The following is a 25,483-nucleotide window of genomic DNA, read 5'->3' as shown; positions in this document are numbered from 1 at the left end:
TCAACGGTTCTGTTCTGTTGGGGTTTCAGTCCGCTCACCAAAGACAATTTCTCGACCGTCCGGAGCTACGGCAATGATTTCTCGACATCCGTAAGCCTTGTCGACAATTTGACCTTTGAGTTTTGCGCCGCGACTTCTGAATTCGGCCAGCAAACTTTCAATGTCATCAACCCAGAAATACGCGGCCCATCCACGTTTGCGAAGCCCAAATGATCGGCGGCAAGCAAGCATGATTGTTTGACCATCTCTATCCAAAGTCACAAAGCTGGGGCCATTTCCAACTTCAGCTCCAATTTCAAAACCGAGCCGATCAACAAAAAAGTCCCGCATTGATCTTATCGTCCGACTGCTCACTTGAAGAACAGCAGCAGTTTGTTGGATGCGAGTGGACGATGTTTTTGTGCCCTTCATGCAATAGCCATAGCGATACGAGTTCACCAAAACCAGTCATTCTCTGCGAAGCAGAAAGCGAAGAAAATGGGCCCTTCCGTAGCATTTGCCGCACAAACCGCCGTTCGATCACGCCTAAGTAACGTATGCTAAGCGCCTCGTGTATGTTCTCGATCGCATAGACCGTGATCAGCCAAAGACGCCAAAACATAGCAATCTTCCGAAACGCCATGCCCATCACAGCCCTTAGATATTCGGACAAGTTCCTTTTCTAGGGCTTTGAGCCGTTTGATTTTGGCACGCACGTCCACAAGCTGAGATGTTGTGATATTGGTTGCCGCCTCGCACGAACGGTCTGGGTGTCCTTGCAGCTCTATCAACGATGAAATCGCCTCAATTGAGAAGCCAAGATCGCGGGCATGGCGTATGAAACCGAGCCGTTCCAACCCTGCTTTGTCATAGCGCCTTTGATTGCCTACTGTCCGCTCTGCCTCTGCCAGCAATCCCATTTCCTCATAGTAGCGGATCGTCGGAACTTTGACTTTTGTGCGCTTCGAAAGCTCGCCAATAGAAAACATAAAGAAACCTCTTGAACCTCTAGTTACTAGAGACATTACACTGTGGGTAACCAAAGATGAAAGAGGATTCCCAAATGGCTGGTTGCTGTGGACATGACGCCAAATTTGATGGCGTTTCAGACGACTACAAACGACGGCTTTGGATCGTCATAGCCCTTAACGCAACGATGTTCTTCGTGGAAATGACGGCGGGACATCTGGCAAAGTCCCAAGCATTGCAGGCGGACGCATTGGACTTTGCAGGGGATGCGCTCACCTATGGCCTATCGCTTGCGGTAATCGGGGCATCCCTACGCGCCCGCACCAATGCCGCATTGTTTAAGGGCATAACCTTGCTCTTGATGGGGTTATGGGTATTGGGTTCAACCGTATACCGCGTTTTCTACGTTGGCGTTCCAACGGCAGAAATTATGGGCGTTGTTGGTTTTCTGGCTCTGCTGACCAATCTTGCGAGCGTGTTTCTGTTGGTGCGTTACAAAGACGGCGACGCCAATGTGCGTTCGGTTTGGCTGTGTTCGCGCAACGATGCCATTGGCAATGTAGCCGTGATGTTTGCGGCTCTTGGTGTCTGGGGGACGGCAAGCGGTTGGCCTGATCTGATCGTTGCAACAATCATGGCGGGTCTATTTCTTTCTTCGGCATTCCAGATCGTGCGCCAAGCCCTCGGAGAACGTCGGGAGGTGCTAAACCACAAGCACGCGGAAGTATGATGAAGATTTTCTTAGTTAGCCTCGGTCTGGGCGTTGCAGCGGCAACATTTGTAGCAATCTTTTGGTCAATTGCTTTTCCTGCGCATCGTCTATGGCCACCAAAACGCTATACAACGATGACACCGGTTCTGGTCTGGGTTCCCACTTTTACGCTGTTTGGAGTTCTTCTGGTTTTGGGTGTCATGGAATGGAATAGCCTCGCAGTGCCCGCTTGGATTCGTTTTGGCTTGGGTGTTCCCCTGATCGTGGCGGGAAATATCGTCGTCTGGTCAGAGGCTTCCCATTTCGGCATCCCGCAAACAGGTGGTGCCAAAGGTTCCCTTCGGACGGAGGGCATGTATCGTTACTCTCGCAATCCTCAGTATGTGGCCGATATTGCGATAGTTGGAGGCTGGATCATCCTATCCGCGTCCGGGTCAGTCGCTGCTGTGGGCCTCGCAGGAATTGCCATTTTGATCGCCGCACCATTTGCAGAGGAACCTTGGCTAAAAGCACAATATGGGTCGGCATTTCAGGACTACATGCGAAGGGTCAGAAGGTTTTTGTGACGTGTCGCAGATCACCGAAGCCGTCATTCCTGCGTTGCGCAGCATCGGTCAATCTGGGCTCATTCCGGCTCTTAGCCGCGATTTGCACCAAGGTCCGGTCCTGCCTGTTGCTCTGGGCAGATTGTCGATCGAAGCTGGCCGTCTTCGTGCAGCGCGGCCTGCGTGTCGCCGTTATCCCACAGATAAAGTAGGCCGATTTCGACGCCTGTTTTGATGCACGTAATGCGGCCGATGGCTTCGGCTGTTGTGCGACCACTCTCAAATTCGGGCAACACTAGCCCCTCTCGTTAAACAATTCCTTGGGAGCGACCTCGAGAGCATGCGCGATCCGCTCTAGAACATCGATCGATGCTGAGAATTTCGCGAGCTCGATCTCGCTGATATAGCTGCGATCCAGGTCAGCAGCTAAAGCTAATTGTTCTTGGCTCAATCCTTTGGAATTTCTTAGATTCCGAATATTTAACCCTACTGTTTCCCTCAATTTCATGGCCTGTATTCGGCCAGATCACAAGAATTGAGCTACGGAATATATTCCACAAAATGCGCGCGAGTGGATCTAATCCCTTGCTCGCATATGGTGTGCGGGGCGAAGTTGGGCAACAACCATCAAGATTATAGTAATGAAGTCGAAAGGCGCTTATTGATATGTGGCTCAAATCCATCCGAAATTTGCTTGGCGGGGTCGCCATAAGTGTCGTTTCTAGCTTGGCACCGCAGGCAGCAAAAGCCTACCAAGTTGATTGCGCCATTCTGCTTTGCCTGGCTGGCGGGTGGCCAGCTTCAGCAGAATGTGCCCATGCTCGTGCGGTTTTCATTAGGCGGATTACGCCTTGGCCGATCGAGCCGCCGTTGCAAATCTGGCGCTGCCCGATGGGTGTTTCTGAGCGGGTGCCTTTGCAAAGCACGGCCCCAAAGATCTGGGAGGCCAGCAACCAAACAGGTCAGACGCTCGGCCAAGTCATTCTGACACAGATGGCTGAAGGCGGTGCCGATATCGACATCAGTGGTCTGGAATTCGATTTCGTGCGCTCGATCCGCGTCTGGGATGTTCGGTACTACAGCCATCGCGAACGCGGTCGCGACGATGACTGCTCTGAAAGCTACAATATTCGCCTCGGGACCTATGGCACGCAGGGCGAATTCGGATGGCAACGCACGACACCGGCGGCCGCCCCGCAGTGGGTGTTGCCGTCGCGGCGCTGTTCGTCATCGAATTGGCGACGCGGGGTTGGCGTTGAATGGGAAGATCACGAAGGCAACCATGGATACGAGTGGGTGGCCTACTAAGGCTATTCCCCGATATCCTTCATGCGTTCCGATATATCGCCCGCAATACGCTCGTATAGGGCGGCTTGCTTGTCTCTGGGTGAGCCCGGTTGCGGGCTTCTCCGTCGGATTCGTTTGGCGAGCCAGAATAGCATTCGGGCTGCGGGGTCGCTGATGTTTTCCGGGACTGGCGCGGGGTAGTTTTCTTCAAGGACGGCAACGACCTCAGCGTTCATGCTACGGTGGTTGCTCTCGGCCGCAAGCCGTATCCGGTCACGAAGGCCATCCGGCAATCGCACGATGAACTTGTCCTGATTTTGAGCACTTTGTTCTGACATGGTGGCACTGTGCCATAAGATTCGATTGACGCAATAGTGGCTAAGTGCCACTAACGGGGTATGTTTTCAACCTGGAGGCGTTTCATGAATAGTCGTAAACCAATGCAGCTTCGGCTTCCGCAAGAGCTCAAGGAGTGGATCAAGGCGGAGTCCGATCGCAATGGCAACTCCCAAAACTCTGAAGTTATCCGAGCCATTCGCGCGGCGAAGGACAGGCGTTCCACACTCGGTTCAATTGGAAATATCAATATGAATCAGTGTGATAATGCGCGTTGTTAACGAGGTGAGAGAGGTGTCGAGACGATGACCAAAGCAAGTGCACAGACGAAAGCGAAACAAGCGGCCTCAGCCTTTATCCGCGAGGCGCGGGAGGCAGGTTGGCAGCGCGCAAAGTTCGAAATCAAGCCTGATGGCAGTGTCATCGTCGATGCGAATATGGTCGCGCCAGAGGCCGCCGACGACTTTCTCAACAGCGACTTGAGAATGGGCGAATGACCCGCAAGAGCCTGCCAAAATACGTCTATAGTGACAGGGGTTACCTACGGTTCATCCGGCGATCGCGCGGCATCTCTGTTATGATGCACGAGGAAGCGGGCACACCGGAATTTTGGGATCACTACAATCGCTTGCTGAAGGGAAAACCAGCGCCTGCGCCGGTGAAGCGCAATTTTGAGGCGTTGATTCTCAGCTACTATGAGAGCGATGCCTACAAGAAGCTGAAGCCCCGGACGAGATCCGACTATCGGCGTTACATCAGCCACATTCGTGAGATATGGGCGGAGAAAGACCCGGCCAGGATCGAAACCCATCACATTTACGAATTGCACCGCGCCAATGCGGATCACTGGCGGCAAGCCAACTATCTCGTCCAGGTCATGGTCGTCTTGATGAACCACGCCCGTCTGATTGGTTTTATCAAGAAAGAGCATGGCAATCCGGCGAAGGGCATTCCGCTCTTCAAGCAGCAAAGCGACGGGTGGGAGCCTTGGCCAAACGATGTTCGAGCAGAGTTCGAGGCGCTGGCTTCAAAGCGGGCGCGGCTGGTCTACGAGCTTTGCGTTGGTACAGGCCAGCGCATTGGTGATGTCGTGAAAATGAAGTGGGAGCATTTCTCCGATGAAGGATTCGATTTCACGCAGGGCAAAACCGACAAACCGTTGTGGATCCCGCTTACCGACCGCCTGAGAGCCCATCTCGAAGGCATCGCGCGGACAGACGGCACTGTTGTAACCGACGCGAAGGGGCGACCGGTAAGCTATCGGATCGTTGCGGAGGAAATGCGCACCATCAAAAAGAAGATGAAGCACGAGAAGGCGAGCTACTACAAAACGCATGGGCTCAGGAAAAATGCGACGATCGAGCTGTATCTGGCTGGATGTGATGACGAGATGGTCAAGGCCGTCACCGGCCATTCAGGCGTCGAAATGCTGAAAAAGTACGGTGGGCCGATCCGGCAAAGAGAGCTCGCGAAGCGCGCTCAAGAGGCAAGAAATCAAATGGAACGAAGCAAGGCCGAAACGTGAAAGTTTCAACGGTTGTTTCAAAAATGGCAGTGAAGGAGAGAAGGGATGACGCAAGTCATTGATTTTATTGGAGGCGAGTACCGGAATCGAACCGGTGTACACGGATTTGCAATCCGCTGCGTCACCACTCCGCCAACTCGCCCAAGTCGCTGTGGTGCAGGCGTATTAGGCGATTCCATAGAAGAGCGCAAGGGCCTCTGCTACTCAGTTTACCATACATTTTCGTTCTTCTCTTTTAGGGGGGGCACGCTGTTCGATTGCGATGTCATTTGATCGAAGCTCGTGCCTTTTGGCGAACGGCGCGGGTACAGCGCTGCGCGATTTTGTGGCTTTGCCCTGTTACGCTGCTATCGTTTAATCATCGGTACCCGTTAGGCAAAACTCGGTCACCGTGGTGTGCTTCAAAGCGTGAATGCCATAAGCCTCAGAGCCGATCTGTCGCCGGATCCTCAATACGCCATCAGCTGCTCCACGATAAGATCTAGGGCCAGTGGCGCGGTAATGTGCCAGTTTGAAACCGCCGGAATAACAGCAACTGCCCATAGTTAAGAATGATGCTGGGCTTTGGGTTTGGTCAGTTTTCGGCTGGCAGGGAGCAGTGGACCTAGGTCAACCTAGTCCGTAATTCTGTTGCTCCTTTTGGGGACGAAACAAGCACCAACACAGCAGGGCAGGTTCTGGCAGTTAATGTCAGCGATCCATTGGCGGTGATGATCATTAGGAGCAAACCGGGGCACGGTCCCAATGTCACGCGGATAAAGCAACAAGATACCGAACATTGGTCGACGGATAGTGCAGTGCATTCTCGAATTGGGGGGCGATCTGCCAACTGGTGAATGGATGGCATATCAGGTAATTGACCGCCCGTTTTCTGGCTCCGAAACAGAGTCGCTGTTGGACCGGCCAGAAAATGTCCTGACATTTCAAATGTCGAATTACACTCGTTTTGTGGAACTTGTGCTTTTAGTCCAGTTTTACATAGTCGAGCGGTTGGGAAACCGGGGCGATCAGGCGCCCCGGTTTATTTTACTTAGCGGAACAGTGTCATGATCGACTGTGGCGCACCATTTGCGATCGAGAGGGACTGCACTGCCAGCTGCTGCTGGGTCTGCAGGGCCTTCAATCGGGCAGAGGCCTCTTCCATGTTGGTGTCGGTCATCGAGCTGACACCCATCTTCATGGAGTCTGTCAGCTTACCGACAAAATCACCCTGGTCCTTCAGACGCGCGGTATCGGAACCCAGTGCGGCGGCACCAGTAATAGCCACGGTCAGGAAGCCTTCGATTTCACCTAAAGCTGTGGCCGCAGTGGTGACATCTGCAATTGATGTTAGGTTAGCTGCCAAGTCAACATTGGCTTCAAAATCTACCGTAGTAACCGTGATTTCGGTTGCAGTTGGGGTGCCTGTTGCTCCAACGCGATCAAGGGATGCCAGAACGCCCAACGAGGTAGCACCGTTGCCATCAACGTCAGTGGCCAACAGGTTGGCGCCATTGAATTGGGCGGCACCAATGATGGCAGCAACCTGTTCAGCCTTCGCGTCGATGTCGTTTTGGATCTTGGTGTGGTCGACGTTTTCAGACTGAGCGGAAACGATCAGTTCTTTGATTTCAGTTAGTTTTTCCACGATCTGTTCAGCACCGGCCGAAGCAACCGAAACAGTGGCTTCACCAACTGACAGGCTTTCGGAGATGGCTTCAAAACCCGCGATATCGGATTCCATTGTTTTCGAAATCGCCCATACAGCGGCGTTGTCGCTGGCGGATCCAACGCGTTTACCGGTGGAGATTTCGTTCTGGGCAGTGGTCAGGTTGTCGTTCACGGACTGCAGAGTCTGCAAGGCAACCATTGCGCCATTGTTTGTCAGAATACTTGTCATTGGTAGTGCTCCTAGTGGTCACGGTTGTTCGAAATATGGGCCCGTTTTGAGGCCTTCTTCGAAACTGTTGATGGGGGTCATTCTGACATTACGCTTGACCCTCAGGTCTGCATGCCACCTTTGGTAAGAGGTGCAATTGGACACTAGTTCTAGACAAGAAAACAAATCGCTAACGCAAAGGCGGATTTAGAGAAAACAAACAAATTTGGTGGCCGACGACATTCCTGTCGCAAGTTTTTGTTCGAGAGCTGTGAGAGCATGAAATAGATGCTGGTTATATAGAAAGTAGTAATTTCAATGTGTTACTAACATGAGGTCTCATCTGAAGAATGGATTTTCCGTGTGAATTGAAGTGCTCCCTCACCGTATGGTTGTCAAGAATTTGTCCTATTTCGACAAGCGTCACTTGAGGTGAGCCGAGTACCCTCAACGTTTTGCGGGGGCGGATCTCAGTTCTTGAGCCATTTGGAATGTCGCGCATGTTACTTCAAGCAACGATGGGAAGAACCGTCTAAACCGCAGCCACGTTTGTTGTGTTCAAAACTAAAAGGGATGGTGAAAGTCATTAGACTTATGGCCGCCAAATGCTTCCTTAAGAATCGTTGGCACTTCGTTGTTCTTCAGAGCGCTCTTTTTGCAGCGACCAAATGGACCGATCAGCTACAAAGTCGGTTAAGGGCCTTCCACAGCCGTAGCATACGACACAAAGTGCGGATTGCTGACAGACACTGTGCGATAAGCCAACGATGTTAAAGTAGAGACAACTTGCAGCGCACAGGATTTGGAAGGGGTAAAACAGCCCCATATAAGCCATGCTGTTCCTACATCGTAGCTTTCACATTGCAGTATGAAGCGTAGTCCGCTCTGGCTACAACAATAGTTCGAACAGTGCTGTGTTGGAAAAAAACTACCGCCAATGAAATCAGTACAGAATAGCTGGCAAGGTCAATGGAAACTTTGCCAGCTAGATAGTTAGCAAGAAAAACGTTAACCTTGGCACGCAAACATCGAACTAGGGAAGATTTGACCTCGTACAATCTTGGTGTCGTTAGTTTGATACGCTTCCCAAGACATCAGTACACTTCCATCGTCCAGTCTCAATCCAATTGCATTCATTGGATTTCCATTATCACTGTTAATGATGGATATAGGTGTTGAGGCTTTAAATTTTGAGTTTACCAAACTCATTTTGATATCAAAATTTCCATCGCTTAGTACTTCTGCAAAGGTGGCCAGTTTGCAATTCTCCCCAACTGAGGCAAGATTCAAATAAGCACTTTGCGGCGCTGTTAGGTTAGAAACTGAAACTGAGTCCCCTATGCTGCTACCACTCGCGTCAAAGCTTCGAGCTAACCAGTGTGTGTTGCCATCTCCGTTGACATAGGTTGGCCAAAACGCCTCAAATCCACCATCTGGAGTTGCAAAGATTCTTCCATTTGCAAAGTGGTTTGTTTCTTTTGTGTAAAGTTTTTTTGCGGCCGATACATTGGTGCCTTTTGAATTGAACCGGGAAATGTACTTCCAGTCTTCTCCCATATTGTCAGAATATGACAAAACTTCGAAAGAGCCATTGGAGAGAAGCGCCACATCGCTGATGACGTTGTCAGGCGAACCATATTTTGGAATTGGTAGAACAGGTTGAAAGTCATCGATCGTATGTGTGTTCGCATCGTAGATCACAAATCCTCCATACATTGCCAGGACATATCTATGTCCGGTTTGAGGAGATAGTTTCAAAATTTTGACTACAGACGCAGAGACTGTATTGGCTTCATTGTCACCAATTTTCACTGTTAGCCGTTCACCAACACTCTGGCCCGAATTATCATATTTCTGGATGTAGGAAGAACGAATGACGGAACGGTCGACGTGTCCTGTCACTTCGTCATAGAACGCAAGAAACCCTCCGTCGGGCAGCTTGACGATTTCCCCGGGGATTTGCAAAATGGCGCCTGTCCTTACACCCTTATTGCTATAGATTGACAGTTTGTCAGCCCAACGAACGGCAAAGCTTCCATCTGAGAGATTAAGCAGATCCTTTTGCAAACCTCCCGGTGCAGGAACGGTAGCTACATCAAAAGTTCCAAGCGGATACTTTGGCGATTCTTTATTGCACAAACAGCTAAATGTCTCACTCGCAGCCGAATTCTTCCCTGCTGCAGAAAAACAACTTTCGCCTTTTGGTGACCATCCTTGAATGAGATTGTAGCCGGGACGAGGGCTGGTATCCGAATCCGTTTTGAACGAACATATATAGTAATTTTCACCATCGTAAGTGCCCGTGGAGACAGGGGCCTGCTTTGAAGCATTGCATACACTTAAGCATGATGTTGCTGTGCTGTTATGCCAAGAAAACTCAGCTGATGCGGCCCCTAAGGACGACACGTAGGCCGCAGCGATGAAAAGCAATTTTTTCATTGAAATACCTTCTTCGACTATATCGCTAATGTTAGATTTTAGTTTTGGTTGAAAAGCTCTACGTGTATGCAATGCAGGGGGTAGTTAAGCAATACTATTTGCGGAAAGTTCTGTACTGTGTTGAGTTGGATCCATTGCCATTTTGTAGGCTCTGGATCTCATTTGTTTTCGTCAATATTCTGTTCGATTCTTACCCGAATAACACCGCCCGAATTTTATACGAGTATAGGTTTGTGGCTAAGTTCTTGAGGTCGTTTCATTCGGGGGTATGATCCATTTTCATCTTATGATGGAATCAGAGCAGGTGCAGAAAAGATATCTATCTGTCCTAAATTTTGAAACAAGACAGTTGCCTCGGCAATTCTCTCTGGAGCTAGTAGATGCCTTGCAACCGTTCCTGACCGAACTACTTATCGAAGTTGGCGTGGGTTCCAAAACACAAACGCGGATAGTTTAGATCTACTGTATGAAGGGCACGTCTTGGTGGCTGTCTTAGGTTTTGATTTCAATCAGGAAGATCAGCACTAATATGTCCAACTAAAATTGAAGCGGGATGTTTGAAATATCCTGGCATATTTTCATGTTTTGTTCCCCCAATATCACGCAAGTTTCAAACGCATTCTACTTAACTATATCAAGGGGAAACCGTCGAATTGGCAGTCAGCTGCATGACCACTCGGCCAACCCGCTGGCTAAGGTGCGTGCCATGATCCATGATAGGTGTCCGAAGTGAACATGGGCCCAATTCTCAAAGAAGCACGATTGGATATTTTTATCGGATTTCACTCTCTTTTCTGCAAGCCTGCAGGGCCCCGGCAATTAGCGCGGCGGTCCCAGGGAGGGCGCCGGTCACTGTCAAGGGCGTGTCGTGGATCCCTGCCGCGATAAGGGACTGTGGAACATCGGTGCGGCTGTGATCCCCGGCTTGGGCGAAAAAGGGGAGGCATAGAGCGCGGGCTCTCAAGATCTTGGCAGCTGTTTCAATCGTTGGATTCTGTTCCACAAATCCAAGGGAAATCCGGGCGCAGGGCAGCAGGGGGCGCAGGACCTTTGCAAAAGCCTCGGCGGCCTCGGCGGCCTTGGGGCCACGCGCCGAGCCATGTGCTGCCAGCAATAGGTCATAAGTTTGACCGGTCCAGCCGCGTTGGGCAACTTCGTGATCCAGTGCTGAAGCGACAAGCGCGGGCAGGGCAGGGTCGAGCCCAAAGGGGCAGGCCATCTGATGTGGGATGTTGCCGATCCGGCTGGGCAGTACTTTGCCGACAAACCAGCCGCGGGCCATAAAAAACGGATAGATGACAGTGCCGGGTGTCAGTTCAGCTTCAAACCGACCCGGTGTTGATAAGGTGGCCGATCGGATCTGCCAGTCTGGCAATAGATCCTGCAACTGTGCCGCTAACCGCGCCAGCGCTGCCTCAGGTGACTTGGGAGCCGAAGGTTGGCCATGGGCGGTGATCAGGGCTATGGGACGGGCGTTTGGCATTATCATTTGGCTGGCTGTTTGGGCTGAATTTTGAAAGCACTAGTTGGCGTTTTTGGACCACCACCCTCCGGGCTTTTTACGCGCTCCATGGGATTTGGATAATCTTAGCGCCAGGTGGCGCAGTGGGGACAGGGCAAGTTTGAGCCACAACCTGTGTTGTGGCTTGGTATAGTCGCGGTTGAAGGGACAAACCCGCATGCAGATGGCGCAGTCCGACGATAGCTTGGCCCAGAACGAGAAGCATTTCTCGGCATCAGACGTCCATTTGCGCACGCCTTTGATCGCCGAGACATTGCTGCCGCCCACCTCAGGCGGGCCAAAGGGCAAGGCTTTGACCGGGCAGGCAGTGGCGCATTTGGTGCAGATGTCGCAAAAGTCGCGCACACCTTTGGGTTTGGCACTGTCATGGGATAGTGGCAGGTTGGTGAAGATCTTGGAGAACCGCAAACGGGGGCCAAATTCAGGGGTGATGACCATCTGGTTGCGGGCATATTCGCCCAGACCGGCCTTGACCGCATAGGGGATGACCAACCCGGTGTCATTCATCGAGGGGACCGCCTCATAGCCCAGATTACGAATATAGGCGGCCAGTTGCATCACAATTGACGCTTCGTGGCTGTACTCACGCCCCGTCGCCGCCCCGGCCAGTGCAGACGGGTAGGTGGCGACAAGTTCCTCGTCCATCTCATGGCCCAGAACAATCACGTTTGTCAGGCCCTCGGGCAAATCATGCGGCGCGTCAGTCATGTCGCGGGTATCAACGCGGCTGGTATACAGCCAGCGTTCATCCAGATCGGTGACACCGCAGAGGTCAGCACCAAAAAACTTGGCGATACGTTTGATCTCGGCCGACATTTGCGCCGGGTCATCAACCTCAATGGTTTCATCGGCAACAGGGGTGTCAGATTGGATCGGTGCCTGAAACCCCTGACGCAGGCCCTGATCCGCGGTGCGGTTCGACACCATGTCCGAGATCAGCCAAGACGCGTTGCGCAAGGCAAAATCACGGCGGCTAAACCCATCACCACGGCGTGGCGCGGCCTCCATCCTGTAGGAGGCAAAGAATTTAGCACTGTGTTTTGAGATCACCCGATCATCCCAAAAGGCGCGGGTGAAGACATCGTTACGCTGGGCAAAGCCCTCAAAATCATCGGTGACGTCGATGCCAGCGTTGGCGTCGCCATCACGTTGGGGCGGAGTGTTGTTGGGCCAGACCATATCGCGAAGCTAGCGACCCGTGCAGGGGGGTGCAACATCTTCTGTGGCCGCCAATCCCCGCGAAGTATCCCGCCCCGTTTTCAGGAGAAAATCGCAGTGATCCAATCCCGTACGCGCATTTCTTCGGCGCTGTTGGGGCCTGATCCGGTGGTCGGCATCAAGTAATGTCCCTGACCCATAGGCATCTCAAAATCCTTCACCCGTGTAATCCGACCTTGATCCAAAGCTGTTTGCGCATACCGGTGCATGATCATTGCCACACCTGCACCCGCTGCGGCCATCTCGATGGCTGCCAGTGATGTATCCGTCAACAAGTCGGCGTGACCATCTTTTGGGTCTAACCCTTGGCTCCTGGAGAAGCGCAGCCAGTTGTCTTGGTAGCCATGAATGTGAATCAAGTTTTGGCTGAGAATATCACGGGCATTGGTCAGTTGGGCGGCCAGTTCCGGCGAGGTCACTGGAACCACATGTTCAGTCGATAGCAGATGAGCGCGACGGTCAAACCAGCTGGAGGGCCCAAGGCGCAGGTCGATATCCACATCATTGTCACTGGTGCTATCCGCCCAGATTGCAGAGATCAGCCGCAGTTTGATGTGTGGGTGCTGGATCTGAAATTCATTAAGACGTGGTGCGATCCACAAGACTGCGGTTGAGATCGGGGCCCGTAGGGTAATGACGCGCGCTTCCATGGGGCGCAGCAATCCGCGGGTGGAATAGGCAATATCATCCAACGCCTGCGCGACAGTCGGGTAATAGGCATGACCCAATGCCGTCAATTCCAGATGACGGGCACGACGCAGGAAGAGCGCGACGCCAAAACTCGCCTCCAGACTGCGGATCTGATGCGAGACAGCAGCTTGGCTTAACCCCAGCTCTTCGGCTGCGGCGGTAAAGCTGCGCAACCGGGCTGACGCCTCAAATGCACGCAGCCAGACAAGATTGGGAAGATCGGACATGCGCTGCTAATTTTCTTGGGGTCAGGACGCCTTATTATTCGTTTTATTATTGGATGGGGTCAAGTTAGCCGTGGGTCAGCAATGATCTTCAGGGGCTGAAAACATGACAATGGGACTGAACGTGGGCTTTATCGGCCTTGGCAATGTGGGGGGCAAACTGGCGGGTAGCCTGCTTCGCAATGGTGTGGATTTGGTTGCGCATGATTTGAATCCAGATCTTGTGCAGGGTTTTGTTGCTAGGGGCGCAAAGGCAGGTGATAGCGCTGCGGCGCTGATGCGGGATTGTGATGTCGTGATCACCTGTCTTCCCTCGCCAACCGCGTCGGATGCGGTGTTGCAGGAAATGATGCCTGAGGTGACCGATGGTAAGGTTTGGATGGAGATGTCTACCACCGATGAAGCCGAAGTCCGGCGTTTGGGGGCCGCAGTGATTGCACGTGGCGGTGCAGCGGTCGAATGCCCGGTTTCGGGCGGTTGTCATCGGGCTGATACCGGCAATATCTCAATCTTTGCGGGCTGCGACCGCCTCACGTTTGAACGTATCTTACCGCTGCTCACCCTGATGGGGCGTCGTGTGTTGCACACAGGCGAGATAGGAACGGCCAGCATCCTGAAGGTGATGACCAACTATCTCGCCACTGCTAACTTGCTGACACTGTCAGAGGCCATGGTGACGATGAAAGCCGCTGGACTGGATATGGCAACCACCTATGAAGCGATCAAGATCAGCTCGGGCACATCGTTCACCCACGAAACTGAAAGCCAGCTGATCTTATCCGGGGCAAGAGATGTAAATTTCACCATGGATCTGGTACTCAAAGATATCGGATTGTTCCAGGCCATAGCAGATCGCAATGACGTTCCGCTGGAATTGTCCCCCGAAGTCATTCGTATCATGAAAGACGGGCAGCAACGTTATGGGGAGCGGGCCCAGTCTGATCGCATTATCGAGCGGTTGGAAGAGGTGACCGGGCACAAGGTTCTGGCAGATGGTTTTCCAACTGAATTGATCGACGATGAGCCAGAAGAGATTGGCTATGAGGTGGTGATCAACCGTGAACCTGTACAATAGCCTACCCAATTGTGGGGGCTGTTCGTTTTGTCCATTTCAAGCTAAACCCAGCGCGCGCCTTTGATCGGCGCGACATGGGGAGTGAATGATGAGCGACGAAATCGTGGCAACGGTAAAGGCCTCCGAGGCACGCCGGTACATGGGGGTAGGGATGCTCTCGATGGTCGGCGGACTGGTCATCTATGTGGCGCTATCTACACCACCTTCGATGGCCTGGCTGGTCTTTCTGCTGGTGGTCGGGTCAGCCGCACTCTGGCTGGCGGCGCGAATGTGGCAAGCCACCCAATTTCAGATCGAGCTGACTAAGACTGAACTGCGCTGCACCGATGGCAACGTGATAGCGCGGATCGACGATATTCAGAACATCGACCGGGGCTTCTTTGCGTTCAAACCGTCAAATGGATTTCTGATCAAAACCAAAACTCCAGCCAGTCGTATCTGGCGGCCGGGGTTGTGGTGGCGTTTCGGTCGACAGATTGGTGTTGGTGGTGTGACACCAGGATCTCAGAGTAAGGCGATGTCGGAAATCCTGGCCGCGATGATAGCAATGCGCGACCAGGCAGGTGACGGTCGACTTTAGTCTAGCGGATCAACGGCGTCATCATGGGCTCCGCCACTTGCTGTTGATCCTTCAAACACGATTTGTGGGGCAAAGCGTGGCCGGGTGAAGACAAAGTTGAAGATCTCCATGCTTGGGAGGCCAATTTGAAAAGCTGTGTCGACGTTGTTTTGCGTTTCAACCAAAATGACCCGTTCTTGGTCAGGCATGGTGGGCAAATTGCTCTCAACATCGCTGATTGTGCCATCTGCCCAGGCGCTGAGAGCCGTGCCGCGTACAACTGACCAGTCAACATAGTAGCGATTATCGGCTTCATCCCAGCGGATGACCGAAACACGCAATGAGATTGCCGAGTCGGAGCGGATCAGAAGCTCAGTCAGTTTATGCATGCTATCAATGTAATCGTTGTTGATGGCATTGGTCTCGCGAGAGATCAGATCTGATACCGTATAGGCGGCCTTCAGGTTTGCACTTTCCTGCTTGAAAGCGTCGAAAAAGGTGTAGATCGACGCAAAAATCAACAGCAGAAAGGGAGCGTAGAAGGCAAATTCGACTGAGACCATCCCCTCTGTTTCGCGGCGGAATGCTTTTAGGCGGTTTGTGAAAAGGTTTTTCATGACTACCTCGGTTCCTGAACAAATGCAGAGGAGGCAAACAGGCTGACCCGACCTTCGCCATCTTTGTGCAAGCTGTTTCCCAAGCCCCAGAATGGGAAGATGGGTTCAAATTTCATACAGGCGCGAATGAACATCAGTTCATTGGACTGGCCATTGGTGAACTCACGCACGGGCAGAACGACTTCGGCCTGATCGATGCAGTCTGGAACTTCGTTGATGTTGCCCCAGTTGAAGGGATCAACCTGAACCATTTCTAACCGCAATGAGGTGCCGCAATCGTCGATGAAACCAGACCGCTCGCAGATTGAGTTGCGAATACCGTCGTGGGTTTGCCCCGTGCCGGTTCCCAGTCTCAGGTCTCTCACGGTTTGGTCCATGGCCCGTTCAAGCATCGTTTGCCGGATCGTGATCAGTCCCAATTCGACTGTAGACAACAAAATGATGATAAAGGCAGGGATCACCAGGGCAAATTCAACCGAGGAGCTGCCGTCTTCGCGGGAGCGAAAGTTGCGGATCGAGTTTTGAATGCGCGTAATCATTGGGTGAGCCTCAGTTGGCGGATCGACGTTGCAATCGAGGCAAACGCCTCCGAGATTTCTAGACCGTCCACATCAAAGTAGTGGGCGTCCGAGCTGGCACAGTCTTGGAGCACTGCCTGACCACCGCTGGGGGCCTCAAAGCCAATTGTGTAGACGATTATGCCCGCCCCTTTGGCTGCGTCGCATATGCTCTTGGTTCGGGTGTTTTTGGTGCTGGTGCCGTATGAGTCGTAAACACCGTAATACCACTCACTCCTGGCAGAACTGGAGCCCATCCAATCGCCGTAGATGTAATTGTAGTTGTACTTCAGAGAGGTGTAAGCCCAAAGGTCGGCATAGCTAAGTCGCACCGGGTCGCCCGGTTCATCAACACGGTTGTAACAGCTGCTGCTGGTGCACAACGATGCTCCCTCGCCAAATGGATGATCTTCCCACTGACCATAGCTGTAATCAGCTCTCCGGTCCCAATAGTATTGATTGTAGGCAGGAACGTAAGTGGAGTACCGCCGCCTGTCTCTGTCAGAGTCATGCGTGTAGAATACGTTGGAGTCACCGCGGCGATGGTCATCTTCGATGTAATATTGTGAGGTATTCTGACCGTCAGTCATTAGCACCACAATTTTGATCGTATCTCCATCGGTGTAACTCGACGGCCGGGCCGCAAAATCGACTGGAATAATTGCGTCAGGGCCCGAGGTGAGTGCACTGATCACTGGCTGAGCACTCGGGTCCAGCAGTGTGGTTCCCCATTTCATTCCGATATCGATTGAGGTGTTACCCCAGGCCGAAAGATTGCCAATAAAGGCCTTCAGCGTTGCAGCACTCTTTTCGAAGAGCAGCATTTCGCGGCTCTCACGGGGATCGCAGACAGGTTTATCCACCAATCTAGGTGTCGTATATCTGGTGCGGTAGTCATAACTCGCCCAGGGGCTGAAATGCATCGTGCGTTCCAGCTCTGCGGTGTTTGACAGGACCGTTGTGTTATAGTCGGACGATTCAAAGTTTATGCAGCGCGAGTAATTGTGTTCATCTGTAACGTTGTATTGGTTGAACAGCTCATCAGGTGCAGACACCTGCGTGGCGTAGGGGATGATCGAAATAGACATCTTACCGTCGGTGGTATTGGCCACCATTGTATCAATGAAATCTTTCGCCGCGACTTTTAGTCGGCTGAGGCGACTGTTTGAGTTCATCGAGCCAGAGACATCAAGCACCAGCGAGATTTCCAACCCATCAATACTTTCTTCAGCCGTCGCAACCGCATTGAGCGGCATTGTGGAAACACCTGTGAAGTTTAGGAATTGCGTGATGAAATCTGTTTCGATTGTACTTGATACCCGACGGTATCCTAAACCAATTTCCGAGGTTGGTGTCTGGTAATAGTCAGCCATGCCCGATTTGGTCAGATAGTCGAGAACAACCGCCGCTGGCGTCTGGGTCTGATCCAGATCTGCTGCGGCCAGAACCGCCCGGTCCAGGGTATACTGTAACTGTGTGCGGTCACGTTCCATCCGCATCAGGTCGACGCCAATCCCACCCACGGCCAACATTGAAAGAAATGTCGCAATGGTCGGTTTGATCAGGACGCCGTCTTCTTCGCGTGCGTACCGTCGCAAGGCGACCCAACAGGGGTGGGTCATGTTTGTGGATAGGGCAGTTGTTTCGCGAAGGCGCGTTAGCATTTCAATCCTCTCCGGCCCATAAACGGAATTGGGCCCGCATGGATACAGTTGCAATAATTCAAATCGTTAATGCTTGATGAAGATGGCGGAAATGGGGCGCTCATATGGTGTTAATATTCAATTAAGCTATAAAATTAAGGCAATTTTGTGCTGAATTTGATTGGCCTCTTGGTTCGCCGTCTCCTGACGGTTAGGGGGAATGCTGGCGTCGAATCGTCAAAAACAAGATTTTTGGAATGGGAATGGTCAAAAAGGTCGCACTTCTTAAAGAAGTCGTCATAACTTGGTTGTGACAAAGGGAGGCGAGTCGCCTCAAGATCATGGAGAACAGCTAATGAGCAATCTCAACGAACCCAGTTTCCGCGAAAGTGTGGACCTGATGTTCAGCCGGGCAGTCGCCCTGATGGACCTACCACCTGGGTTGGAAGAGAAAATCCGGGTCTGCAACGCCACTTATACCGTGCGCTTTGGTGTGCGCCTGCGCGGTGAGATCCAGACCTTTACCGGATATCGTTCGGTGCACTCCGAACATATGGAACCGGTCAAAGGCGGTATTCGTTTTGCGATGGGCGTGAACCAGGATGAGGTCGAAGCGCTGGCGGCGCTGATGACTTACAAATGTGCGCTGGTTGAGGCCCCGTTTGGCGGCTCCAAAGGCGGGTTATGCATTGATCCCCGTCAGTATGAAGAACATGAGCTGGAGCGGATTACCCGTCGCTTTGCCTATGAGCTGGCCAAGCGAGACCTGATCCATCCTAGCCAGAACGTTCCTGCGCCAGATATGGGCACGGGTGAGCGTGAAATGGCATGGATTGCCGACCAATATGCTCGGATGAATACAACTGATATCAATGCGCGTGCCTGTGTTACGGGTAAGCCGCTGAATGCTGGTGGTATTGCTGGCCGTGTCGAGGCCACAGGGCGTGGCGTTCAATATGCGCTCCAGGAATTCTTCCGTGATCCGCGCGATATGGAACAGGCTGGCCTGACTGGGTCGCTGGATGGCAAACGGGTCATTGTGCAGGGGCTGGGGAATGTGGGCTACCACGCCGCTAAGTTCCTGAGCGAAGAAGACGGCGCAAAGGTCATCGGCATCATTGAATATGATGGTGGCCTGTTTGACGCCAACGGTCTGGATGTCGAAGCTGTCCGTCAGTGGATTGGTCAGCACGGAGGCGTTAAGGGCTACCCTGATGCGACCTATTCCGAGGATGGCTCACCATTGCTCGAAGCCGAGTGCGACATCCTGGTGCCCGCCGCGCTGGAAGGGGTGATCAACCTCTCTAACGCAGCCCGTATCCAGGCCCCACTGATCATCGAAGCAGCCAACGGTCCAGTGACGGCTGGCGCGGACGAGATCCTGCGCGACAAGGGTATCGTGATTATCCCAGATATGTATGCCAACGCAGGTGGTGTAACGGTGTCCTATTTCGAATGGGTGAAAAACCTGTCGCACATCCGCTTTGGTCGGATGCAACGCCGCCAGGAAGAAGCACGCCACCAGCTGGTTCTGAACGAGCTGGAACAGCTGGAAAACGTGATGGAAGGCCGCTGGTCGATGTCACCCGGTTTCCGCCAGAAGTATCTGCGCGGTGCGGGCGAACTGGAACTGGTGCGTTCGGGTCTCGATGACACTATGCGGATTGCATATCAGTCAATGCGTGAAGTCTGGCACAGTCGTGATGATGTCACGGATCTGCGGACCGCTGCCTATCTGGTGTCGATCGGCAAGGTGGCTGCCAGCTACCGCGCCAAAGGTCTGTAAACCACCAGCCAGAAGATTATGACGGCGCGCTGACATCAGCGCGCCGTTTTACGTTGTAATGTCTCTTAGCCCATCTGAGACCCTGAAAACGGGCTGATGAAATCCACGGCCAGAAACCTTAGCGGCAGCTAATATATCACAATTGCGACCGTCTTTTCCAGATCGGTTCCATTCCTAATCATATTCTTGGGTGTTCTTCAGGCCTTATTGAATGGGGGCATTTGATCAGCGTTGTGCCTGCGCCAGAGGTATGACTTGGGCACCGCCAAAGAACGACGCAGGATGTCGCAATCTTCACTAGACAGATCTGCCCAGTGCATGCACTTGTACCGAGACCAGCGGCCGGACCGAAGTGTTTCTTTCAATAGGGGTAGGAGCACGGCGGGAAAGCGGCTAGCAATGCTCTAGCGGGATACGGCAGCTAGTTTGGTGGTGTCCCGATATTCGAATTTGGAGGTATGCCATGCGGTTTTCAGGCTGGCGCGTGCTCAAGGAAGGGCTGACAGGCAACAAAGGCTGGGCGCCGCATTGGCGGGACCCTGAACCACAGCCTGAATACGATGTGGTGATCATCGGCGGTGGTGGCCATGGGCTGGCCACAGCCTATAATCTGGCCAAAGAACACGGCATTACCAATGTGGCGGTGCTTGAAAAGGGCTATCTTGGCGGCGGCAACGTGGGCCGCAATACCACCATCGTGCGCGCCAATTATTATCTTCCGGGCAACTCTGAATTCTATTCGCACTCACTGAAACAGTGGGAAGGGCTGGAAGAAGAGCTGAACTATAACGTGATGATGTCCCAGCGTGGTCAAATCATGGTGTATCATAACGATGGTCAGCGCGATGCTATGGTGCGGCGCGGCAATGCAATCATTAATCAGGGTGACGATGCGGAACTACTAAGCCGCGAAGCCCTGCGCAAATTGGTGCCAATTCTGAATTACGACAATGCACGTTTTCCAATCATGGGTGGCTTGTTGCAGCGTCGCGCGGGCACGGCCCGGCACGATGCCGTTGCCTGGGGATTTGCCCGCGGCGCTGACCAGCGCGGGGTGGACCTGATCCAGAACTGCGAAGTCACTGGAATCGACGTTGAGAATGGCAAGGTGCGGGGAGTGCAAACCAGCCGTGGTGTCATCCGCGCCAAGAAGGTTGCACTTGCCGCTGCGGGTCGGTCGGGGCAGGTTGCGGCGATGGCAGGGCTGCGATTGCCGATCGAAAGCCACGTGCTGCAGGCCTTTGTCAGCGAAGGCATCAAACCGGTTCTGGACCATGTTGTGTCTTTTGCCGAAGGCCATCTCTATGTCAGCCAGTCCGATAAGGGCGGGTTGGTGTTTGGCAGCTATCTTGATTTCTACAGTTCTTATGCGGCGCGGGGTAACTTGCCGATGGTCGAACACACGATGGAAACCTGCGTCTCAATGGTTCCGGCACTGGCCAAGGCTAAAGTGCTGCGCAGCTGGGGTGGCATCATGGATATGACGCCGGATGGCTCTCCGATCATTGATCATTCGGGGATTGAAGGGCTCTACCTGAATTGTGGTTGGTGCTATGGTGGCTTCAAGGCAATTCCCGGATCCGGCAATGCCTATGCACATCTGATTGCCACGGACCGCCCGCACGGGGCGGCCACCAAATTTAAACTGGACCGGTTCCGCTCGGGGCAGGGGCTGATGGATGAGGAGGGGACCGGTGCGCAACACAACCTGCATTGATCTGGTGAACGGCCATCGGCTAAGGGGCGCTGCCCCCTCGGCCAAGCGGCCTCAACCCCGGAGTAATTTTAGCAAAAAGAAGGGGCTTGGCGTATGAGGATTACATGTCCCATTTGCGGCGACCGGGACCGACGAGAGTTCTATGTCAAAGGCGCGGCTTTGGCACGACCCGAAGCCAGCGCGACGCTGGAAGACTGGCACGAGCACGTGAACCTGCGCGATAACCGTGCCGGTGAAACCAAAGAGCTATGGTATCACGAGATGGGTTGCAGTGCCTGGATCGAAGTCTGCCGCAATACCGTTAGCCATGAAATCGTGTCTACACGGTTGGCTGCAACTGCGGATCTGGGAGCCAAACGATGAGGGTCGCTGGCAAAGGTCTGTTGCAGGGCGCAAAACCTGTAACCTTCTCGTTCAATGGTCGCCACATGATGGGCCTGGAAGGCGACACCTTGGCCTCGGCCTTGTTGGCCAATGGTGTGCATCTGGTTGGACGCTCGTTCAAGTACCACCGCCCGCGTGGAATTCTGACCGCAGGCAGTGAAGAGCCAAACGCGCTGGTGACCGTTGGGTCGGGTGCGCAGCAGGATCCAAATGTCCGTGCCACCCAGCAAGAAATATTCGAAGGGTTAGAAGCCCGCAGCCAGAACTGCTGGCCCTCGGTTGAACACGATGTGCAGGCGGTCAACGATTTGGCCGCGCCGTTTTTTGGGGCCGGGTTCTATTACAAGACTTTCATGTGGCCCTCGGCCTTCTGGGAGAAAATCTATGAACCCATTATCCGTAAGGCAGCCGGACTAGGGGCATTATCGGGGCAACCGGATCCAGATATCTCGGAAAAGGCCTATGCCTTCTGTGATCTGCTGGTGATTGGCTCTGGCCCTGCGGGGTTGATGGCGGCATTGGTGGCAGGTCGCGCTGGTGCTGACGTGATTTTGGCCGAAGAAGATGCCAGCATGGGTGGCCGGCTGTTGTCCGAGGTTGAGCAAATTGACGGTCTGCCCGGTGTGGACTGGGTGGCTCAGGTTCTGGCAGAGCTGGGGGACATGGACAATGTCCGTCTGATGCCGCGCACCGCTGTAACCGGCGCTTATGATCAGGGCACTTACGGCGCATTGGAACGAGTGGCGCATCATCACCCCCGCCGTGCCGGTCTGCCGCGCGAGTGCTTTTGGCGTATCGTGGCTAAGCGGGCTGTCTTGGCGGCCGGGGCAATCGAGCGCCCCATTGCCTTTGCCAACAACGACCGTCCAGGCATCATGACCGCCAGCGCGGTGCGCAGCTATCTGAACCGTTGGGGCGTGGCGCCGGGGCTGCGGGTGACGCTGTTTGCCAACAACGATCAGGCCCATCACACCGCGCGTGACTTGGTGCAGGCGGGGATGCATGTGGCAATGGTGGTGGACAGTCGCCATGATGCCCCAGACAGCGATCTGTTCCCGGTGATGAAGGGGGCTCAGGTTTGTAACACAGGCGGGCGCAAACGGATTGACAGTATCACTGTGCGTTCGGTGGCGGGTGAAGAACGTATCCAGACCGATTGTCTGGCGATGTCCGGCGGCTGGAACCCGACGCTGCACCTGACCTGTCATTTGAACGGCCGACCGCAGTGGAATCGCGATATCGCCAGCTTTGTGCCAACGCCAGGAACTGTTCCGGGACTGGCCTGCGCCGGGGCTTGCAACGGTGAATTCTCAACCGCTGGCGCACTACGTGAAGGGGTTGAGGTCGCCGGGCAGGCCTTGCAGGAGCTCGGGCTGAAGGTTGTTGATGCCGCGCTGCCGCAGGCGGGGGATGATGCCTATAACATGACCGCAATATGGGCCGTGCCCGGGAAGGGGCGCGCTTGGCTGGATTTTCAGAATGATGTGACGGTCAAAGATGTGAAGCAGGCCGCGACCGAGAACTTTCGTTCGGTCGAGCATATGAAGCGCTACACAACACAGGGTATGGCGACGGATCAGGGCAAGAACTCGAACGTTGCAGCGCTGGCGGTGCTGGCGGATGCAACCGGCCGGGGGATACCGGAAACCGGAACAACAACCTTCCGCCCGCCATTTGTACCAGTGTCCATGGCGGCCATGGGGGCAGGGGCAGCGGGCATGGGGTTCAAACCACAGCGGTTCCTTACTTCCCATCTGGCCAGCAAGGAACTGGGCGCAGAGCAGATCGAAGTAGGGTTGTGGTACCGCGCCAGTTACTTCCCTGAAGGTGATGAAAGCAACTGGCGGCAATCCTGTGATCGTGAGATCGGGTTGGTGCGTGATCATGTCGGTGTCTGCGATGTGTCGACCCTGGGTAAGATTGATATTCAGGGGCCAGACGCGGCCAAACTACTGGATTTCGTCTATAGCAACACCTTCAGCACCCTGAAGGTTGGCAAAGTCCGTTATGGGTTGATGTTGCGCGAAGATGGTTTTGTCATGGATGATGGCACCACTGCACGCATGGGCGAGCATCATTATGTGATGACCACTACTACCGCGGCCGCAGGGCAGGTGATGGCGCATCTGGAGTTTGTGCGTCAGGCGCTGCGTCCTGAATGGGATGTGCAAATCACCTCGGTGACCGAGCAATGGGCGCAGTTTGCTGTGGCTGGTCCCAAGTCGCGCGAGCTGTTGAACGGTATCTTGAGCGAAAAAATCGACAACGACAGTTGGCCCTTTATGGGCTGCGGGACGGTTGATGTGATGGGGGTGCAGGGGCGGTTGTTCAGGATCTCCTTTTCGGGGGAGATGGCCTATGAACTAGCGGTGCCAGCCCGTTATGGCGATGCGCTGTTTCGTGAATTGGTAAGCCGTGCCAAAACCCTTGACGGTGGGGCATACGGTATGGAGGCCCTGAATGTTTTGCGCATTGAAAAGGGTTTTCTGACCCATGCTGAGCTGAACGGCACCGTCACCGCCTTTGATCTTGGACTGCAGGGTATGGTGTCGAAAAAGAAAGACTGCATCGGCAAACCCATGTCGGCGCGTCCGGGGCTCATGGCTGAAGACCGCCAGCGGCTGGTGGGGCTGAAACCCATCGGAGCGGTGAAACAGCTGACCAGCGGAGCCCATCTGTTCAACCCTGATGATCCGGTCGAACGGATCTATGATCAGGGCTATGTCACCTCGGTTGGGTTCTCACCGGCGCTGGGCCATATGATTGGCCTGGCATTCCTTAAATCCGGCCCTGACCGCATCGGTGATACCGTGCGCTTGGTGGATCATCTGCGGGGCATTGATGCGCTCTGCGAGGTGGTCGATCCGGTATTCTTTGACCCGGAAGGAACCCGTGCCCGTGGCTGATCTAATAGCATTGACACCCTGCGACGGGTTGCTGCCTGTAACCATCGGCAGCATAAATCTGACCGAAGATGTTCCAGAGGCCATGACCCTGATCGCGCCCTATGCAGGACAGGAAGAGGCAGTGAGCGAAAGGTTGGAGGCCGCACACGGTATGGCATTTCCTGCAGCAAACCGCAGCACTGGTAAGGCTGGTGCGCGGGCCATCTGGTTTGGACAGGGGGCAGCGTTGCTGCAGGGATCTGCTGCGACGCAGGAGTTGGCGGATATCGCAGCGCTCACCGACCAAAGCGACGCTTGGGCCGTGGTGCGGCTGGAGGGTAAATCCGCGGCGGAAGTCTTGGCCCGGTTGGCGCCCGTTGACCTTCGTAGTCAGGTTTTCAAACGTGGACACACCGCACGCTGTGAAGTGTCGCACATGATGGGCTCGATCACTCGGGTGGGGCCAGAGGCGTTTCAGATTATGGTGTTTCGCTCGATGGCCCGTACATTGGTCCATGATTTGAAAACAGCGATGGCGGCGGTGGATGCACGCGGTTAGTCTGTGCGCAACTTATCTGATTCACCGGAGCTGCCCCAATGACGATCCGAACTGCCCTGATCCCCGTTCTGACTGCGGTTGTAATGGCCTCACCTGTTGTTGCCGCTGAAAGTGCCAAGGAAACCTGCGGGTATCAGGCGGACGTGGTGGCGGCAATTCAGCAGGCACGGCTGGACCGTGTCAAGGAACGCGATCTGAGTGATGTGTTGATCACTGATGAAACAAGCTGGCCCGAGAATTACAATGCCGCCATTCCGCTGATCGCGCCCTGGATTTATGATCAAAAAATGAAAGTGATCCGCAATGAGGATCTGGGCGCTGTTTGGAACGAACAGTGTCTGGCGCAGTCCCAGTAAGCCTCTACCTTTTCTCTGAATGACGTCGCTCCAGGCCTGTC

General features: G+C 53.8%; 27 protein-coding genes and 1 tRNA gene. 14 read left to right on the top strand and 14 right to left on the bottom strand.

The features are described 5' to 3' along the window. Both FEE96_RS06735 and FEE96_RS06730 read right to left on the bottom strand, forming a co-directional pair. On the bottom strand, positions 1-411 hold the full coding sequence (locus tag FEE96_RS06735; RefSeq protein ID WP_342770956.1) for a VOC family protein: 411 nt from the start codon (positions 409-411) through the stop codon (positions 1-3). A 128-nt stretch (positions 412-539) separates the two neighbouring features. Next, entirely contained in the window at positions 540-968 is a 429-nt protein-coding gene (locus FEE96_RS06730; RefSeq protein WP_138162257.1) for a MerR family transcriptional regulator, read from the bottom strand. A gap of 74 nt (positions 969-1,042) precedes the next feature. On the opposite strand from FEE96_RS06730, the gene FEE96_RS06725 reads away from it, so the two are divergent. After that, a complete protein-coding gene (locus FEE96_RS06725; RefSeq protein WP_138162601.1) occupies positions 1,043-1,678 on the top strand; it encodes a cation efflux transmembrane domain-containing protein in 636 nt (211 codons plus the stop codon). Further along, a complete protein-coding gene (locus tag FEE96_RS06720) occupies positions 1,678-2,226 on the top strand; it encodes a methyltransferase family protein (RefSeq protein WP_171021632.1) in 549 nt (182 codons plus the stop codon). Before FEE96_RS06725 ends, FEE96_RS06720 begins: the two co-directional genes overlap by 1 nt. A gap of 71 nt (positions 2,227-2,297) precedes the next feature. Here FEE96_RS06720 and FEE96_RS06715 read toward each other — a convergent pair whose 3' ends face one another. Further along, positions 2,298-2,498 carry a hypothetical protein gene (locus tag FEE96_RS06715; protein ID WP_138162255.1) on the bottom strand — a complete coding sequence of 67 codons (201 nt, stop codon included), beginning with the start codon at positions 2,496-2,498 and terminating at the stop codon, positions 2,298-2,300. A 2-nt stretch (positions 2,499-2,500) separates the two neighbouring features. Then, positions 2,501-2,713, bottom strand: a complete 213-nt coding sequence (locus FEE96_RS06710) for a helix-turn-helix domain-containing protein (protein WP_138162254.1) — start codon at positions 2,711-2,713, stop codon at positions 2,501-2,503. Positions 2,714-2,871: 158 nt separating this feature from the next. On the opposite strand from FEE96_RS06710, the gene FEE96_RS06705 reads away from it, so the two are divergent. Beyond that, positions 2,872-3,513, top strand: a complete 642-nt coding sequence (locus FEE96_RS06705; protein ID WP_138162253.1) for a hypothetical protein — start codon at positions 2,872-2,874, stop codon at positions 3,511-3,513. Positions 3,514-3,515: 2 nt separating this feature from the next. On the opposite strand, the gene FEE96_RS06700 is transcribed toward FEE96_RS06705, so the two are convergent. Next, complete coding sequence (locus tag FEE96_RS06700; protein ID WP_138162252.1) at positions 3,516-3,830, bottom strand: Arc family DNA-binding protein; 315 nt, start codon at positions 3,828-3,830, stop codon at positions 3,516-3,518. Positions 3,831-3,890: 60 nt separating this feature from the next. Here FEE96_RS06700 and FEE96_RS24075 point away from each other — a divergent pair, with 60 nt between their 5' ends. Genes FEE96_RS24075 through FEE96_RS06685 form a run of 3 tightly spaced genes read left to right on the top strand, consistent with a single transcriptional unit; the run spans position 3,891 to position 5,353 of the window. Next, a complete protein-coding gene (locus tag FEE96_RS24075) occupies positions 3,891-4,109 on the top strand; it encodes an Arc family DNA-binding protein (protein WP_106607234.1) in 219 nt (72 codons plus the stop codon). Between the two features lie 24 nt (positions 4,110-4,133). Continuing rightward, positions 4,134-4,325, top strand: coding sequence for a hypothetical protein (locus tag FEE96_RS06690; RefSeq protein ID WP_024096637.1), 192 nt, complete (start codon positions 4,134-4,136; stop codon positions 4,323-4,325). Continuing rightward, on the top strand, positions 4,322-5,353 hold the full coding sequence (locus FEE96_RS06685; protein ID WP_138162251.1) for a site-specific integrase: 1,032 nt from the start codon (positions 4,322-4,324) through the stop codon (positions 5,351-5,353). Before FEE96_RS06690 ends, FEE96_RS06685 begins: the two co-directional genes overlap by 4 nt. Positions 5,354-5,421: 68 nt before the next feature. Here the strand turns inward: FEE96_RS06685 and FEE96_RS06680 are convergent. From FEE96_RS06680 to FEE96_RS06655, 6 genes are all read right to left on the bottom strand, one after another. Beyond that, positions 5,422-5,495 (bottom strand) — tRNA-Cys (locus FEE96_RS06680). Positions 5,496-6,383: 888 nt separating this feature from the next. After that, positions 6,384-7,232 carry a flagellin N-terminal helical domain-containing protein gene (locus FEE96_RS06675; RefSeq protein ID WP_138162250.1) on the bottom strand — a complete coding sequence of 283 codons (849 nt, stop codon included), beginning with the start codon at positions 7,230-7,232 and terminating at the stop codon, positions 6,384-6,386. A gap of 987 nt (positions 7,233-8,219) precedes the next feature. Continuing rightward, positions 8,220-9,650, bottom strand: coding sequence for a hypothetical protein (locus FEE96_RS06670; protein ID WP_138162249.1), 1,431 nt, complete (start codon positions 9,648-9,650; stop codon positions 8,220-8,222). 772 nt (positions 9,651-10,422) lie between these two features. Beyond that, positions 10,423-11,133 carry a CbiX/SirB N-terminal domain-containing protein gene (locus FEE96_RS06665; RefSeq protein WP_342770955.1) on the bottom strand — a complete coding sequence of 237 codons (711 nt, stop codon included), beginning with the start codon at positions 11,131-11,133 and terminating at the stop codon, positions 10,423-10,425. A 39-nt stretch (positions 11,134-11,172) separates the two neighbouring features. Further along, positions 11,173-12,351, bottom strand: coding sequence for a 4Fe-4S double cluster binding domain-containing protein (locus FEE96_RS06660; RefSeq protein WP_138162247.1), 1,179 nt, complete (start codon positions 12,349-12,351; stop codon positions 11,173-11,175). 80 nt (positions 12,352-12,431) lie between these two features. Then, the gene (locus FEE96_RS06655; protein ID WP_138162246.1) at positions 12,432-13,307 is read right to left on the bottom strand and encodes a LysR substrate-binding domain-containing protein; all 876 of its coding nucleotides are present in this window, start codon (positions 13,305-13,307) and stop codon (positions 12,432-12,434) included. 115 nt (positions 13,308-13,422) lie between these two features. Here FEE96_RS06655 and FEE96_RS06650 point away from each other — a divergent pair, with 115 nt between their 5' ends. Together FEE96_RS06650 and FEE96_RS06645 are read left to right on the top strand one after the other, a co-directional pair. After that, a complete protein-coding gene (locus FEE96_RS06650; RefSeq protein WP_138162600.1) occupies positions 13,423-14,379 on the top strand; it encodes an NAD(P)-dependent oxidoreductase in 957 nt (318 codons plus the stop codon). An 88-nt stretch (positions 14,380-14,467) separates the two neighbouring features. Beyond that, the gene (locus FEE96_RS06645) at positions 14,468-14,959 is read left to right on the top strand and encodes a hypothetical protein (RefSeq protein WP_171021630.1); all 492 of its coding nucleotides are present in this window, start codon (positions 14,468-14,470) and stop codon (positions 14,957-14,959) included. On the opposite strand, the gene FEE96_RS06640 is transcribed toward FEE96_RS06645, so the two are convergent. Genes FEE96_RS06640 through FEE96_RS06630 form a run of 3 tightly spaced genes read right to left on the bottom strand, consistent with a single transcriptional unit; the run spans position 14,956 to position 17,776 of the window. Beyond that, the gene (locus FEE96_RS06640) at positions 14,956-15,555 is read right to left on the bottom strand and encodes a TadE/TadG family type IV pilus assembly protein (protein ID WP_138162244.1); all 600 of its coding nucleotides are present in this window, start codon (positions 15,553-15,555) and stop codon (positions 14,956-14,958) included. The two genes, FEE96_RS06645 and FEE96_RS06640, sit on opposite strands and share 4 nt — an antisense overlap. A 2-nt stretch (positions 15,556-15,557) precedes the next feature. Beyond that, positions 15,558-16,094, bottom strand: coding sequence for a TadE/TadG family type IV pilus assembly protein (locus FEE96_RS06635; protein ID WP_138162243.1), 537 nt, complete (start codon positions 16,092-16,094; stop codon positions 15,558-15,560). Further along, a complete protein-coding gene (locus FEE96_RS06630; RefSeq protein WP_138162242.1) occupies positions 16,091-17,776 on the bottom strand; it encodes a TadE/TadG family type IV pilus assembly protein in 1,686 nt (561 codons plus the stop codon). The genes FEE96_RS06635 and FEE96_RS06630 overlap by 4 nt, the downstream gene beginning before the upstream one ends. Before the next feature lie 334 nt (positions 17,777-18,110). Between FEE96_RS06630 and FEE96_RS06625 the strand changes: the two genes are divergently transcribed. The 6 genes from FEE96_RS06625 to FEE96_RS06600 all read left to right on the top strand — a co-directional run bounded on the left by FEE96_RS06625 (position 18,111) and on the right by FEE96_RS06600 (position 25,442). Continuing rightward, positions 18,111-19,541 (top strand): Glu/Leu/Phe/Val family dehydrogenase, encoded by a 1,431-nt coding sequence (locus FEE96_RS06625; RefSeq protein WP_138162241.1) that lies wholly within the window; start codon positions 18,111-18,113, stop codon positions 19,539-19,541. Between the two features lie 463 nt (positions 19,542-20,004). Continuing rightward, entirely contained in the window at positions 20,005-21,258 is a 1,254-nt protein-coding gene (locus tag FEE96_RS06620; RefSeq protein WP_138162240.1) for a sarcosine oxidase subunit beta family protein, read from the top strand. Between the two features lie 93 nt (positions 21,259-21,351). Next, positions 21,352-21,621 carry a sarcosine oxidase subunit delta gene (locus FEE96_RS06615; RefSeq protein ID WP_138162239.1) on the top strand — a complete coding sequence of 90 codons (270 nt, stop codon included), beginning with the start codon at positions 21,352-21,354 and terminating at the stop codon, positions 21,619-21,621. Then, positions 21,618-24,548, top strand: coding sequence for a sarcosine oxidase subunit alpha family protein (locus FEE96_RS06610; RefSeq protein ID WP_138162238.1), 2,931 nt, complete (start codon positions 21,618-21,620; stop codon positions 24,546-24,548). The genes FEE96_RS06615 and FEE96_RS06610 overlap by 4 nt, the downstream gene beginning before the upstream one ends. Further along, entirely contained in the window at positions 24,541-25,086 is a 546-nt protein-coding gene (locus FEE96_RS06605; RefSeq protein WP_246079327.1) for a sarcosine oxidase subunit gamma, read from the top strand. Before FEE96_RS06610 ends, FEE96_RS06605 begins: the two co-directional genes overlap by 8 nt. A gap of 38 nt (positions 25,087-25,124) precedes the next feature. Continuing rightward, a complete protein-coding gene (locus FEE96_RS06600) occupies positions 25,125-25,442 on the top strand; it encodes a hypothetical protein (RefSeq protein ID WP_138162236.1) in 318 nt (105 codons plus the stop codon). The last annotated feature ends 41 nt before the right edge of the window (positions 25,443-25,483 follow it).

Origin of the sequence: Parasedimentitalea maritima, assembly GCF_005771405.1 — a bacterium.
GTDB classification, from domain to species: Bacteria; Pseudomonadota; Alphaproteobacteria; order Rhodobacterales; family Rhodobacteraceae; genus Parasedimentitalea; species Parasedimentitalea maritima.
The sequence above is the reverse complement of the archived record's forward strand: the minus strand, read 5'-3'. Positions and strand labels throughout refer to the sequence as shown.